This is a genomic window from Nocardia sp. NPDC004151, assembly GCF_042874235.1.
Taxonomy (GTDB): Bacteria; Actinomycetota; Actinomycetes; order Mycobacteriales; family Mycobacteriaceae; genus Nocardia.
The window spans coordinates 282,711-296,583 of record NZ_JBIAMR010000006.1; the positions used below are offsets into that span (position 1 = coordinate 282,711).

The 13,873-nt window shown below is 69.3% G+C and carries 14 protein-coding genes; 5 read left to right on the forward strand and 9 right to left on the reverse strand.

Translation table 11 applies throughout. The features are described 5' to 3' along the window. Positions 1-84 precede the first annotated feature (84 nt). Positions 85-1,425 carry a glycogen debranching protein gene (locus tag ACFYTS_RS16750; RefSeq protein ID WP_357097401.1) on the reverse strand — a complete coding sequence of 447 codons (1,341 nt, stop codon included), beginning with the start codon at positions 1,423-1,425 and terminating at the stop codon, positions 85-87. A 247-nt stretch (positions 1,426-1,672) separates the two neighbouring features. On the opposite strand from ACFYTS_RS16750, the gene ACFYTS_RS16755 reads away from it, so the two are divergent. The 3 genes from ACFYTS_RS16755 to ACFYTS_RS16765 all read left to right on the forward strand — a co-directional run bounded on the left by ACFYTS_RS16755 (position 1,673) and on the right by ACFYTS_RS16765 (position 4,097). Next, a complete protein-coding gene (locus tag ACFYTS_RS16755; protein WP_387305029.1) occupies positions 1,673-2,377 on the forward strand; it encodes an SDR family oxidoreductase in 705 nt (234 codons plus the stop codon). 85 nt (positions 2,378-2,462) lie between these two features. Then, positions 2,463-3,260 carry a polysaccharide deacetylase family protein gene (locus ACFYTS_RS16760; protein WP_357274599.1) on the forward strand — a complete coding sequence of 266 codons (798 nt, stop codon included), beginning with the start codon at positions 2,463-2,465 and terminating at the stop codon, positions 3,258-3,260. Between the two features lie 54 nt (positions 3,261-3,314). Next, entirely contained in the window at positions 3,315-4,097 is a 783-nt protein-coding gene (locus ACFYTS_RS16765; RefSeq protein ID WP_387305032.1) for a polysaccharide deacetylase family protein, read from the forward strand. A gap of 64 nt (positions 4,098-4,161) precedes the next feature. Here the strand turns inward: ACFYTS_RS16765 and leuS are convergent, their stop codons facing one another. Next, positions 4,162-7,035, reverse strand: coding sequence for a leucine--tRNA ligase (gene leuS / locus ACFYTS_RS16770; RefSeq protein ID WP_357274595.1), 2,874 nt, complete (start codon positions 7,033-7,035; stop codon positions 4,162-4,164). Between the two features lie 161 nt (positions 7,036-7,196). On the opposite strand from leuS, the gene ACFYTS_RS16775 reads away from it, so the two are divergent. Further along, positions 7,197-7,601: an SdpI family protein gene (locus ACFYTS_RS16775; RefSeq protein WP_357274593.1), complete on the forward strand. Its 405-nt coding sequence runs from the start codon at positions 7,197-7,199 to the stop codon at positions 7,599-7,601. A gap of 1 nt (position 7,602) precedes the next feature. Here ACFYTS_RS16775 and ACFYTS_RS16780 read toward each other — a convergent pair whose 3' ends face one another. Genes ACFYTS_RS16780 through ACFYTS_RS16800 form a run of 5 tightly spaced genes read right to left on the reverse strand, consistent with a single transcriptional unit; the run spans position 7,603 to position 10,665 of the window. After that, positions 7,603-8,034: a GNAT family N-acetyltransferase gene (locus ACFYTS_RS16780; protein ID WP_357274591.1), complete on the reverse strand. Its 432-nt coding sequence runs from the start codon at positions 8,032-8,034 to the stop codon at positions 7,603-7,605. Between the two features lie 14 nt (positions 8,035-8,048). Next, positions 8,049-8,471, reverse strand: a complete 423-nt coding sequence (locus ACFYTS_RS16785) for a hypothetical protein (RefSeq protein ID WP_357274589.1) — start codon at positions 8,469-8,471, stop codon at positions 8,049-8,051. 27 nt (positions 8,472-8,498) lie between these two features. After that, on the reverse strand, positions 8,499-8,849 hold the full coding sequence (locus ACFYTS_RS16790; protein WP_387305036.1) for a hypothetical protein: 351 nt from the start codon (positions 8,847-8,849) through the stop codon (positions 8,499-8,501). Then, on the reverse strand, positions 8,846-9,730 hold the full coding sequence (locus tag ACFYTS_RS16795; RefSeq protein ID WP_357274585.1) for a DUF692 domain-containing protein: 885 nt from the start codon (positions 9,728-9,730) through the stop codon (positions 8,846-8,848). The genes ACFYTS_RS16790 and ACFYTS_RS16795 overlap by 4 nt, the downstream gene beginning before the upstream one ends. Further along, positions 9,727-10,665 carry a TIGR04222 domain-containing membrane protein gene (locus tag ACFYTS_RS16800; RefSeq protein ID WP_387305039.1) on the reverse strand — a complete coding sequence of 313 codons (939 nt, stop codon included), beginning with the start codon at positions 10,663-10,665 and terminating at the stop codon, positions 9,727-9,729. Before ACFYTS_RS16800 ends, ACFYTS_RS16795 begins: the two co-directional genes overlap by 4 nt. Positions 10,666-10,792: 127 nt before the next feature. Here ACFYTS_RS16800 and ACFYTS_RS16805 point away from each other — a divergent pair, with 127 nt between their 5' ends. Next, a complete protein-coding gene (locus tag ACFYTS_RS16805) occupies positions 10,793-11,761 on the forward strand; it encodes a bile acid:sodium symporter family protein (RefSeq protein ID WP_357274581.1) in 969 nt (322 codons plus the stop codon). Here ACFYTS_RS16805 and ACFYTS_RS16810 read toward each other — a convergent pair. Then, positions 11,715-12,833 (reverse strand): aminotransferase class I/II-fold pyridoxal phosphate-dependent enzyme, encoded by a 1,119-nt coding sequence (locus ACFYTS_RS16810; protein WP_387305042.1) that lies wholly within the window; start codon positions 12,831-12,833, stop codon positions 11,715-11,717. The two genes, ACFYTS_RS16805 and ACFYTS_RS16810, sit on opposite strands and share 47 nt — an antisense overlap. Further along, positions 12,830-13,873 (reverse strand): 3-oxoacyl-[acyl-carrier-protein] synthase III C-terminal domain-containing protein, encoded by a 1,044-nt coding sequence (locus ACFYTS_RS16815; RefSeq protein ID WP_357274577.1) that lies wholly within the window; start codon positions 13,871-13,873, stop codon positions 12,830-12,832. Before ACFYTS_RS16815 ends, ACFYTS_RS16810 begins: the two co-directional genes overlap by 4 nt.

Here is a 13,873-nt window from a genome sequence, read left to right on the forward strand (position 1 = left end):
ACAAAAACGCTAGGCCGAACCGCCGCCGGAGCGGCGAAGGCGCGACTGTCTAATTCGCCAATCGTTAGCCGATCTGTCCGGCCGTCAGCCGAGCCAGTCCAGCACCGACGCCGCGGTCCAGGACTGCTGCATGCTGCCCAGGGGTTCACCGGTGAACGGCTCGTAGTACTCGGCGAAGCTGCCGTCACTGGCCTGGCGCAGTCCTTCCGCGCGCAGCATGAACGAGCGCTCGGCCCAGCCGCGGCGGGCGAACACCCAGGAGAACAGCCAGCTGATCACCGGCCACACCGGTCCGCGCCAGTACTCGCGGGAGCGGAAGTCCCGCGCCACCGGGGAGGTCGACGGCGGCAGCGCGTAGCGCAGATCCGGGTGCCCGCACCAGCGCGGGCCCTCGAACAGCCGCAGCAGCCGCCGTTCGGCGTCGCGGGGGAGTCCGCCGCTGAGCAGCGGCGCGAAGGACGCGAGCGTCTCGGTCTCGATCCATTTGTCGGCGCGCACGTCGAAGTCCCGGGCCACGCCGGTGCGCGCGTCGGTGGTGGCGATCACGCCCGCGCGGAAGTAGTCGGCCCACTCGTAGAGTTCGCGCACGTCCGCGTGCGGCTGCTTGTAGTCCTCGCCGATATTGGCGAGCACATCGCAGGCCAGCGCGAAGATGGCGGTCACGAACACGTCCTCGACCGCGAAGCTCATGGTGGAGGCCAGCTGGTAGTCGTCGTACCCGGCGCGGCGCATCTGCTCGACCAGCCACAGGTAGCGGTCGTACTCGCGGTCGGAGGGGCGCTGCGTGGGATCGCCCACCACCTGGGTGTCGGCGCGCTGGTACGGCGGCAGGTCCGGACCGGGAATCACGTTCTCGTAGGCCCGATCCCAGCGCGGCGAGTTGTCCATGCCGGATTCCCAGCCGTGGTAGAGCGTGATCCGCCCGTGCTGCTTGGGATCTCGCGCGTAGGCCAGCCAGCGGTGCCAGCGCATCAGGTCGGGCCAGCGCCGGTTCAGGAAGTCCTCGGCGACCGCGCGGGTGCTGCGCCCGTGCCGGCGCGAGTGGTCCAGAATCCGTTGCACCGCAATGGCATGCACGGGCGGCTGCGTGATTCCCGACGTGTCGGGCCCGTCGGGCGCGTCGGCGGCGAGGCGGCGGCATTCCCATCGGGCGGGCCCGGGGAAGTAGCCGTCCACCCCATTGGCGAACACGATGTGCGGGATCATCCCGTTGCGCCACTGCGCCGACAGCAGGGTGTCCAGTTCCAGGGCCGCGCGTTCGACGCTGAGCGGCGCCAAACCAACCGCTACGAATGCCGCGTCCCAGCTCCACATGTGTGGATAGAGCTTGGGCGCGGCGCTGGTCATGGTGCCCAGGTCGTTGCCGCGCAGCAGGTAGGCCGCGCGGGCCGCGAGCTGGGTGGGCGTGAATCCCGGGTGTGTCATCGCCCTATTCTGCGCCGGTACCCGGAGGTATGCGCGGTAGGGCGAGGAGGTGTGGCTCGACGCTCGGTGGATCGGGGATGACGCGTGGACAGTGGACTGCGCTGGGTCGCCCGTGGACGACTCCTGATCGCCTGTGGACGACTCCTGATCGCCAGATTGCACTTCGTTCGCCTTCTCGTGAATCAGCTAGCGGTGGTGTGCCCGTCCGGAGCATCGCCGGACCGGCGGGGCCGGTTACGGTGATCACATGGCGAATTCCGCGAGGCCCGAATCCGACCGGCCGACCGCGTTGATCACCGGGGCCAGCCGGGGGCTGGGGGCGGCGATTGCGCGGGAACTGGCTCCGGCACATCGATTGTTGCTGGGCGCGCGCACGCGGCAGGCCCTGGAACCGGTGCTGCGCGAGCTGCCCGGCAGCGCCGGATGGCCGGTCGATCTCACCGATTACGCGGCGGTGGCGCGCGCGGTGGACGGTATCGAACGGCTGGATGTCCTGGTGCACAATGCCGGGATCGCCGACCTGGGAACGATAGCCGATTCGTCGGTTGCGCAGTGGCGGAATACGTTGGAAGCCAACCTGATCGCGGTCGCGGAGTTGACCAGACTGTTGCTGCCCGCGCTGCGCGCCGCCAATGGCCATGTGGTGCTGATCAATTCGGGCGCCGGACTGCGGGCGAATCCGGGCTGGGGCGTGTACGCGGCCAGCAAGTTCGGGTTGCGGGCCTTCGGTGACGCGCTGCGGCTGGAGGAACCGGCGCTGCGGGTGACCTCGGTGCATCCGGGCCGGATCGACACCGACATGCAGCGCGAGATCATCGCGGGGGAGGGCCGCGACTACGACCCGAACGAGTTCCTCACCGCGGAGACGGTGGCGCGGGCGGTCCGCAATGCGGTGGAGACGCCGCGTGACGCCCATCCGACCGAGATCGTGCTGCGTCCCATCGCCCGCTGAGAGGAACCTGAATTTCCGTGCTGAATTGCGATCATTTCGCACAGAATTGGTGCCCGGTTCACGCCGTATGGATATAACGAACGCGATGGATAGACGACAGTTGCTCGCGATGCTCGCGGCGGGCACTGCGGCCGCCTTGACCGGGTGCTCTTCGGAGGGCCCCACCCCCAAGGTGACCCCGCGGATCAGTGGACCCGTCGCGACGCCTGCGCCGTCCGCGGCGCCGAAGTCGATCGCCGCGCCGCCCGCGCAGAAGTCCGCGATTCCCGCGGGCACGATCACGGCGCTGCCCGGACACGGCAATAACCTGGCCCTCACCGTCGACGACGGCGCCAGCCCCGAGGTGGTCGGGGCCTACGTGAAGTTCGCCAAGGACACCGGGGCCCGCTTCACCTTCTTCGTCACCGCGTACTACGACTCGTGGACCACGCACAAGGCCGCTCTGCGGCCGCTGGTGGAATCCGGGCAGATCCAGCTGGGCAATCACACCTGGGATCACCCGGACCTGACCAAGCTGTCCACCACCGAGATCGCCGCCCAGCTGACCAAGGCGAAGACCTTCCTGCACAACAACTTCGGCGTGGACGGGACCCCGTATTTCCGGCCCCCCTTCGGCCGCCACGATGCTACCGTCGACAAGGTGGCAGCCGATCTCGGTTACACCGTCCCCACCATGTGGTACGGCTCGCTGTCCGACTCCGGTGTCATCACCGAGGACTATCTGATCGAGTGCGCGCAGAAGTACTTCAACGCGCAGGCCATCGTGATCGGCCACGCCAACGCCCCCGCCGTGACGCACTGCTACGACCGTCTGGTCGAGATCATCCGTGCGCGCAACCTCTCGCTGGTGACCCTCAACGACGTGCTGGTGTCACCGGCCTGACGGCTGCGCCGGGGGGCGCGGGAGTTTCGTTCGGAAGAGTGATTGAAGGTCGAGATGGACAGACGTCGGCTGTTGACGTTGCTGGCTGCGGGTGGGGTCGCCGGATTGCTGGGAGCGGGGGAAGCCCGCGCCGAATTCCCCTTCGATACCGGGTCTTCCGGGATCGTTCCGCCAGTGCCCGGGGTGACACCGGATTTCGGGCCCAAGACGCCGATCGGGCCGGGCACCATCCAGGGGCTGCCCGGCGACGGAAACCATATGGCGCTCACCATCGATGACGGCGCCAGCTCCGAAACCATCGGCGGGTTCATCGATTTCGCGCGCACTACCGGTGCGCGTCTCACTTTCTTCGTCACCGCCTACTACCCGGGCTGGCTCGATCACCGGGATGCGTTGCGCCCCATGGTCGATTCCGGGCAGATTCAGCTCGGCAACCACACCTGGGACCATCCGGACCTGACCCGGCTGTCCGGCGGCGCGATCGCCGACCAGCTGAACCGCTGCAAGGACTTCCTCTGGGACCAGTACGGCGTCGACACCACGCCGTACTACCGCCCGCCCTTCGGCAGGCACAATGCCGGTGTCGACGCGGTGGCCGCCGACTGCGGTTACACCGTCCCGACCATGTGGTACGGCAGCCTCAGCGACACCAACACGGTGATCAACGAAGGCATCCTGCTCGACGCCGCCCGCCAATGGTTCCGAGCCCAGTCCATCGTCATCGGCCACGCCAACCGCCCCACCGTCACCCACATCTACGACCAGCTCATGGACATCGTCCGCGAACGCAACCTGCAACTGGTCACCCTCAACGACGTGCTCATCCCGCCGCGGTAAAGCCTGGGACAAAAGGAAATCGGTCCCGGCGTGCACTGCACGCCGGGACCGATTCGGCTGTCGGCTACGCGACGATGTTCACCAGGCGGCCGGGCACCACGATGATCTTGCGCGGCGGTTTGCCGCCCAGCAGCTCGGCGATCTTCTCGTCGGCCAGGGCGGCGGCCTCGACCGCGGCCTGATCGGCGTCGGCGGGCACGCTGATCCGGCTGCGGACCTTGCCGTTGACCTGGATCGGGTACTCGACCGAATCCTCCACCAGCAGTGCGGGATCCGCCTTCGGGAAGGGGCCGTGCGCCAGGGCGGTGTGGTGGCCCAGGCGTTCCCACAGTTCCTCGGCCACGTGCGGGGACATCGGGGCCAGCATCAGGACCAGCGGCTCGACCAGGGCGCGGGGCGCGCCGTCGCCGTAGTTCTTGGTCAGGTAGTTGGTCAGCTCGATCAGCTTCGCGCCCGCGGTGTTGTCGCGCAGGTTGGCGTAGTCGTCGTCGACCCCGGCGATGGTCTTGTGCAGCAGGCGCAGCGCCTCGGCCGAGGGCTCGGTGTCGGTGACCTTCAGCGCGCCGGTCTCCTCGTCCACGGTCAGGCGCCACACGCGCTGCAGGAAGCGGTGCGCGCCCACGACGTCCTTGGTCGCCCACGGGCGCGAGGTGTCCAGCGGACCCATCGACATCTCGTAGAAGCGGAAGGTGTCCGCGCCGTACAGGTCGCACATCTCGTCGGGGGAGATGGCGTTCTTCAGCGACTTGCCGATCTTGCCGTACTCCTGGAAGACCTCTTCCTCGACGCCGGAGGCGTTGGTCCAGAAGAACTTTCCGTCCCGCTCCACGACCTCGGCGGCGGGCACGTAGGCGCCGCGCGCGTCGGTGTAGGCGAAGCCCTGGATGTAGCCCTGGTTGAACAGGCGGCGGTACGGCTCGAAGCCGGACACGTCACCCAGGTCGAACAGCACCTTCTGCCAGAAGCGCGCGTACAGCAGGTGCAGCACCGCGTGCTCCACGCCGCCGACGTACAGGTCCACGCCGCCCGGATCCTTCGGACCGTGCTCGGCGGTCCGGGGGCCCAGCCAGTACTTCTCGTTCTCGGGGGCGCAGAAGGCGTCGGTGTTGGTCGGGTCCGCGTAGCGCAGCTGGTACCAGGAGCTGCCCGCCCAGTTGGGCATGACATTGGTGTCGCGGCGGTACTTCTTGGGGCCGTCGCCCAGATCCAGTTCGACGTGCACCCAGTCGGTGGCCTTGGCCAGCGGCGGGGACGGCTCGGAGGTGGCGTCGTCCGCGTCGAAGGTGACCGGCGCGAAGTCCTCCATCTCCGGCAGCGTCACCGGCAGCATGGATTCCGGCAGCGCGTGCGGCGCGCCGTCCTCGTCGTAGACGATCGGGAAGGGCTCGCCCCAGTAGCGCTGGCGGGCGAACAGCCAGTCGCGCAGCTTGTACTGGACGGTGCCCTTGCCGTGGCCGTCGGACTCCAGCTGGGTGATCACCTTGGCCTTGGCGGTGTCGATGTCCAGGCCGTCCAGGTATCCGGAGTTCACCAGGGTGCCGTCACCGGTGTAGGCGGCCTGCGAGATGTCGCCGCCCGCCACGACTTCCACGATGGGCAGGCCGAAGGCGGTGGCGAACTCCCAGTCGCGCGGATCGTGGCCGGGGACGGCCATGATGGCGCCGGTGCCGTAGCCGGACAGCACGTAGTCGGCGATGAAGATCGGCACGCGGGCGCCGTTCACCGGGTTGGTGGCGTAGGTGCCCAGGAAGACGCCGGTCTTCTCCTTGTTCTCCTGACGCTCCAGATCCGACTTGGCCGCGATCGACTTGCGGTACTCCGCAACGGCTTCCGCCGGGGTGTCGGCATTGCCGAAGGTCCAGCGGGCCTCGGTGCCGGACGGCCAGGTGCTGCCGGTCAGCCGGTCCACCAGCTCGTGCTCGGGCGCGACCACCACGTAGGTGGCGCCGAACAGGGTGTCGGGGCGGGTGGTGAAGACCTCGATGATGTCCGAGCCGGCCTCGAACCTGACCTGCGCGCCTCGCGAGCGGCCGATCCAGTTGCGCTGCATGGACTTCACGTTCTCCGGCCAGTCCAGCTCGTCCAGGTCGTCGACCAGGCGATCGGAGTAGGCGGTGATGCGCATCATCCACTGCCACAGGCGCTTGCGGAACACCGGGAAGTTGCCGCGCTCGGAGCGGCCGTCGGCGGTGACCTCCTCGTTGGACAGCACGGTGCCCAGGCCCGGGCACCAGTTGACCATCGAATCGGTCTGGTACACCAGGCGATAGGAGTCGACCACGGCATTGCGCTCGACCGGCGACAGGCCGGCCCAGGCCCGGCCGTCGGCGGGAGACCGCTTGCCGGAATCGAATTCGGCGATCAGCTCGGTGATCGGGCGCGCCTTGTTCAGGCCCTCGTCGTACCAGGCGTTGTAGATGCGCAGGAAGATCCACTGCGTCCACTTGTAGTACTCGGGGTCGGTGGTCGCGAACGACCGGCGGCGGTCGTGGCCCAGGCCCAGCCGGTCCAGCTGCCGCTGCATGGTCGCGATGTTCGACATGGTGGTGTCGCGCGGGTGCGCGCCGGTCTGCACCGCGTACTGCTCGGCGGGCAGGCCGAAGGCGTCATAGCCCAGCGCGTGCAGCACATTCCGGCCGTGCATGCGGTGGTAGCGGGCGAACACGTCGGTGGCGATGTAGCCCAGCGGGTGTCCGACATGCAGGCCCGCGCCCGACGGGTACGGGAACATGTCCTGGATGAACAGCTTGTCGGCGGGAACGCCGGCGGCCAGCGGGCCGACCGGGTTGGGCGCGAAGAAGGTGCCGCGCTCCTCCCAGTTGCGCTGCCACTTGCGCTCGACGCGGCCGGCGAGGTCGGCGTTGTAGCGGTGTGCGGGAACGTCGCCGCCCCCCGCCGCGGTCGCGGTGGGTGTTTCGGTTGCACGGGTGTCCTGCACGGTCCTGCCTTCGCTTGTCCAGCCAATCCCCGATTAAGGTCGCTCACCAGGGTAAAACGTCGGTACCTCGGGCCCCAAAAAGGGTCGAGGCTGCTCCCGCCGACGGTGTCCGGAGCAGGCCCGCGGCGGGTCCGCACCGGCCTGACAGGTACCGTGGCGGGGTGTTCGTCGTGGCGCTGATCCTCTTTGTCCTCGCGGCTGTGGCCGTGGTCACGGGCGTGCTCGGACTCACCGGCACCCTGCCCGGCAATCGCTATTTCGGGGTGCACTCCGACGCGGCGCTGAAGACCGAGGAGGCCTTCAAGCTGGCCAACAAGGTGGCCGGCCCGACCTCCATCGTGGCGGGTCTGCTGCTCGCGGCGAGCGGCGCGGTGGCGCTGGTGGCCGGGGGCGTCCCGGCCTTGGCGCTCGCGGTGGTCGCCGTGGTGATCGCGCTGTTCACCATGGGTGCGGGCGCGGCGGCGGCGGAGAAGGCCATCGCGAACGCCTTCCCGGAGGAGAAGGTCGGCGGGTGCGGCAGCGCATGCGGCGGGTGCTCGCTGCGCGACACCTGCGAGACCGCCTGACTCACTCGGTGAGCGAGCGCCGCATCCAGATGTGCGGGATGCCCGCGTCCATGCCGATCTCCCCGAACCGCACGTAGCCCAGCTTCTCGTAGAAGCCGGTGGCGTGGGTCTGCGAGTGCAGTTCGATCGCGACCAGTCCACGGGCCCGCGCCCGCTCCTCGATGGCCCGGACCAGGGCCGCGCCGAGTCCGGTGCCGCGGGACTCGGCCAGCACGGCCAGCCGCCCGAGAATCCCGATCCCGTCCCGCACGATGAGCCGCCCGGCCCCCGCGGGCCTGCCGTCCAGCAGTCCCAGGAAATGATCGGCGACCTCGTCGAGCTCGTCGATCTCGATCTCCTCCGGCACGCCCTGCTCGGCGACGAAGACCTTCAACCGCACGGCGTAGGCGTCGGCGAGTTCCCGCTCGGTGCTGACGGTGACGACCTCGATCATGAACTCAGCATGCCTCAGTGCGCCGGATCACTCGCCGAGGGTTCGCCCGCGCACGGCGGGGTCGGAATGCCCCGCGAGAGCGGGCTGCCCTTCGGATTCACGTAGAACACGGTCAGCATGATGGGCCGTCCGCCGCTGTTGCGCGCCAGATGTGCGTGCCGGGGACCGCTGGGCTCGCGGAAGACTCGCCACGGCCGCACGGTGACAGGCGTGCAATCCGCTCGCGGATGATCGAGCGCACCACCGGTGACCAGCACGAACAGGGTTCCGTCGTGGTAGTGCCAGCCGGTGCGGCCGCCCGGCTCGAGGATCGTCTGCCGCAGTACGAATTCCCATCGCGCCACACCGAATCGGAACAGCACCCGGCTGGCCGTCCCGGCCGCCGGTGCGGGATTGGGCCGGAAGCCGTGTCGCGGATCACGCCTGGAGAAGACCACGATCCATCATTGCCGATCCGGGTGGCCTCAGTGCCGACCGCGGCCGAGCAGTCGCGCACGCAGGCCGCGGCGCGGGCGCGGGTCGGGCAGGCCGACCGACGCGGCGAAGGCGGCCGCGTCCTCGGGGGTGCTGGTCTTCGGGCGGGTGCGCGCCCACTCGAGATACCGGGTGCGGAAGTCGGGACCGGCGGCGACGGCCAGTCCCGGGAAGCGCCGCGCCACCTCGTCGGCCCGCTTGTGCAGCAGGCCGTGGGCGGTGGCCGCCAGGTCACCGGTGTCGAAGCCGGGCGGCGGACTGTCCCCGGCGACCAGGGCGCGCACGATCGCGGCCTGCTGTTCGGCGAGTGTGCCCGCGGCGCGCTCCGATTCGATGGTCATGCCGGAATCGCCTCCGGGTGCAGGGTGACGGGCGCGCGGCCGGACGCCGCGGCGATGGCGTTCAGCTCGGCGGCGAGTTCGGTTGCGGGCGGGTAGTTTCCGTCGCGTTCCAGCATGAGCGGGACCGATCGCCCGGTGGTGAACTCGGCCACCAGGTCCAGGACCTCGGCGGGGACGCTGTGCACATGCGTGTCGATGTAGCGTCCGTCCGACTCGTGGCCGCCCGCCACATGGCAGTAGGCGACCCGTTCGGCGGGTAGCCGCAACAGCTCGGTCAGCGGGTCACGTGACGTATTGCGGGCATTGGCATAGACATTCGCGATATCGAGCAGCAGATAGACGCCGGTGCGTTCCACCAGTTCCTGCAGGAACTCGGCCTCGGTGTAGTCGGCGTCCGGCCATTCGAACAGCGCCGCGATATTCTCCACCGCCAACGGTACGTCCAGCTGTCTGCTGGCGCGGAAGATATTGCGCTCCAAGGCATCCAGCGCCTCGCGGGTGCGCGGGACCGGCAGCAGGTGACCGGCTTCCAGTCCGCCCGCGCGCACGAAGGCGATGTGCTCGCTCACCAGCGGCGAGCCCAGGGCCCGCGCGCAGTCGGCGAGATGCGCGACCCGCCGGTCGTCCACCCCTTCCGCACCGCCCAGGGATAGTGAAACACCGTGCGGCACCGCCGGTATCCCGCGCGCCACCAGCGCGGCGAGTTCCTCCGGCACCACGGCCCCGGCGCCCCGCCCGCGCCTGCGCCCGGAACCGCTCGGCGCCAACGTCTCCGCGATGACCTCGCAGAAGCCGATGCCGTCCAGCGCGGCGACCATGCCGCAGATCTCGCGCCGCCAGCCGATGCCCAGCGCGCCCTCGGGAAGCGGTGATCCGGTCATCCGCCGCAGCCTCCTCCGCCACAGCTGCTGCCGCAGCTGCTGCTACTTCCGCAGCTGCTGCCGCCTCCGCTGTCGCTGGTGCCGCAGCTGGATCCGCTGCCGCACGAGCTGCTTCCGCCGCCACTGGTTCCGGCCGCGAGATCGGCGGCCCCGGCGAGGGCCGGGTCCAGGGTCCACAACACGAGCGAGCCGTAGAGCGCGACCGCGAGGGCGGCGCTACCGGCGCCGTACGCCGCGTAGGCGGGCGCGTTGGCGGGTCTCAGATGCAGGTTGTTGTTGCGGGCGTGCTCGATGGTGTCGCGGCCGCGTCGGGTCAGCCGCGGCGCGCGACCCACCACGACGGTGACGACGCTCAGCACGATCATGACGATCACCAGGAAGCCCACCGAATGATGGCTTGCCACACCAGCGATCAGCCGGGCAAGTCCGAGCAGCAGCACGGCGAAGAGCGGAAACCGGGCCGTCCGCAGAGATTTTCGCTGCTGGTCGCCGAAGAGGTAGCCGCGGTAGCTGAGGTCCTTGCGCATCCGATCGGTGACGCCGGCGGTCGCGACCAGCATCGACGTCATGTTGAGCTGGTCCGATCGGCTCAGGCTCGCCCACAGGGTGCGGGAGATCTGATCCAGCTCCGAGGCCTCGCCGGCGCTGTAGGGCCGGACCGGTCTGCCGCTGGAATCGATGATCCCGTGGCCGCGCAGCTGTGCGAGCGCCGCCAGCACCGGCCGCCGGTCGTCGACGAGCAGGGCGGTCTCGCTCGGCGTCAGCGGTCCCGCGGGCGGCCAGGCCGGGTCGATCCGCCGCAGCACGCTCGCGCGGATCGCGTATCCGGCAGCGATCGCCAGCAACCCGGCGAGGACATAGAACAAGAGGAAGGCCGGGCCGGATATCCCCCAGGTGTTGGTCGCGGCGGCGGCCGCGACGGTCCCATGGACCATGGCGATTCCCCTCGGGAGTCGTCGTGACAGTCGATCAACTCCAGTATCGCGGCTGCGCGGGTGCCGTGTTATCCGAGCGACCTCGGGGTGGTCATCCGAAGAAACTTTCGGTGATTAGCCTGATCCGGTGCGATTTCTCAGCAAGTTCTACATCGACGGCTTCATTCTGTCGATCCTCGGGATGGTCGTCCTGGCCAGCATCTTCCCGGCCCGGGGCGACGCCGCCGAGGTCGTGAACTGGCTGACGAAGATAGCCATCGCGCTGCTGTTCCTGCTCTACGGCACCCGCCTGGCGCCGCACGAGGCGATCGAGGGCCTCAAGCACTGGCGACTCCACTTGACGGTGCTGTCCTGCACGTTCATCGTCTTCCCGCTGATCGGCCTGGCCGCGCGGGTGCTGGTGCCGCACATCCTCACCCCCGACCTCTACACCGGCGTGCTGTTCCTGTGCCTGGTGCCGTCGACGGTGCAGTCCTCGATCGCGTTCACCTCCATCGCCAAGGGCAATGTGGCGGGCGCGATCGTGAGCGCCACGGTGTCGAACCTGCTGGGCGTGTTCCTGACCCCCGCGCTGGTGATCCTGCTCATGAACACCACCGGCCAGGCGAGCGTGGATCCGTCCGCGGTGGTGGACATCGTGCTCCAGCTGCTGGTGCCGTTCTTCGTGGGCCAGTTGATCCGGCCCAAGGTGAAGGGCTTCCTGTCCCGCTACGCCGAGCCGACCAAGCTGGTGGATCGCGGGTCCATCCTGCTGGTGGTCTACAGCGCCTTCAGCGCGGGCATGGTGGAGGGCATCTGGCACGCCATGTCGCCGTGGCGGATTCTGGGGCTGGCGGTGGTGTGCTGCGTGATCCTGGCGATCGTGCTGGCGGCCACCGGTTTCCTCGGCGAGGCGGTGCGGTTCGATCGCGCCGACCGGATCGTGGTGGTGTTCTGCGGTTCCAAGAAGAGCCTGGCCACCGGGCTGCCCATGGCGACGGTGCTGTTCGCCGGTCACTCGGTGGGCCTGGTCGTGCTGCCGCTCATGATGTTCCACCAGATTCAGCTGATCACCTGTGCCGCTCTCGCAGGACGCTGGGCTCGTACCGCGCCGTGAGTGACAGCAGCCGGCTGTCCTCGCGCCGCAGCGCGCGGCGCAGTCCGGCGGAGGGCCGGTCGGCCAGGGCGTGCAGCACGGCGCGGTGCGCACCCGGATGACCCACCGCGATGCGGGCGCTGCCGTCCGGGTAGCGCTTGGCCGCGATCCCGGCCCGGGCCAGCGCGGGCGCGATGTCGCGGCCGGGCAGGTACAGGAAGTTGGCGCTCGAGCGCGGCACCCGGATGCCCGCGCGGCGCAGGTCTGTCCGGAGTAGCTCGCGTTCGGTGGCGATGCGCAGAATCCGTTCGCCCAGTTCGGCTTCCGCGGCATAGGAGGCGCGCACCGCGGCCACCGCCGGGCCTGGCACCCCGAACGGCAGTTGCAGCCGCCGCACCCGCCGCACCGGCTCCGCCGCGCCGAAGGCGTAGCCGATCCGCAGCCCGGCCAGCCCGTACGCCTTCGAGAAAGTGCGCAGGACCAGCACATTGGGATGCCTGTGGATAAGTTCGAGCGGGTCCAGTGCGTCGGCCGCGCCGAGGAATTCGACGTACGCCTCGTCCAGGATCACCGGCACCCGCGCCGGAACCGAGCACAGGAACGCCTTCAACTCGCTGGCCCCGACGACGGTGCCGGTCGGATTGTGCGGGCGGCACACCGCGATCAGTCCGGTGCGGTCGCCGACCGCACGCGCCATGCCCCACAGGTCCTGGTTGCCGTTGCCGTCCAGCGGCACCGCCACCGGCCGCAGTCCCGCCATGTTCGCCATGATCGGATAGCCATCGAAGGTCGGTGTGGCGTAGACGAATTCGGATCCGGGGCGAGGGAGGGTCTGCATGATCTGCATGGTGACCCCGGTCGCGCCCGCCCCCACCACGATCCGGTCGGCGTCCACCCCGAGGTGCTCGCCGATCAGCCGGGGCAGCCGCTGCGGCAGGAATTCCGGGTACCGGTTGACCCCGCCGAGACTGGTGTCGATCGCGGCGATGACGGAAGGCAGCGGCGGAAAAGGATTCTCGCTCAGGCTCAGGTCGAAGCGGACGGCGCCCGAGTCGGCGCGCAGCCCCGTCGGCCACGGCACGGGGCGGGTCATCGGGCGGCTCCCCAGCGCACGGCCGCCGCACCCGCGAAGTCGCCCGCGTGCGCGAAGGCGGCCATCAGCACCACCGATCCGTTGCGCAGCCGCCCCGCCCGGTTCTCGGCGTCGAGGGTCACCGGAATGCCCGCGGCGAACAGGTTTCCGCAGCTGTCGAAGGTGTCGGGATGCCGTTCGGGCGGCAGTTCCATGGCCTCGTTCCAATTGCGCAGGAACAGCCGGTTGGGCTGGTTGGTGACGAAGGTGTCGAGATCGCTGGACTTCACGCCGATCCGCTTGCACACCGCCTGCGCGACCTCCGGCACCAGCCGATTGCCGCGCGTCATCACCTTGGCCACTTTGGATTCGGTGAAGCTGACACAGCCCTGGCCTTCGCCCGGCTCCCAGTACTTGCGGTCGCCGTTGGTGCTGAATTCCATATCGCCCGCGAACTCCGGATAGGTGCGGCATTCGATGTCGAGGATCGGCGCGGAACCGTCCTTCACCAGCAGCCCGACCCCGCAGCCGTCGCCGGGGACGGGGGCCTGCGCGAGCCCGCGGATATCGGGCTGGGTGAACACCGGGCCCGCGCAGTTCTGGGTGCAGGCGATGAGCGCGGTGCGCGCGTCGGTGGTCTGCAGGATCATGCGGGCGGTCCACATCATGTGCACGAACGCCGCGCAGCCGCCGTTGTGGATGTCGAAAACCCAGCGCGGCTTCATGTTCAGCCGCCGCGCCACTTCCGGGCCGGCCCCCAGCACTGGGTTGTCGGGCAGCTGGGTGTGGGTGAGCAGCACGTCGATGTTCGAGATCTCCTGTGCCCCATGGCGTTCGATGAGCGGGGCGACGGCCTGCTCGACCATGTCCACGGCGGTCTCGTCGCGACCCACATGGTGACGGCCCTGGGGAGCGCGGAACATGACGTTCTTGGCCATCCGGTCCGAGCGCGAGAACTGCGTGAAGTACTCGGTGCCGACCGGATCACCGGGCAGGTACCCGGCGACATCGACCAGACTGACCGCGGGCGGCATCCGCAGGGCGGGATCGGTGAAGTCCAT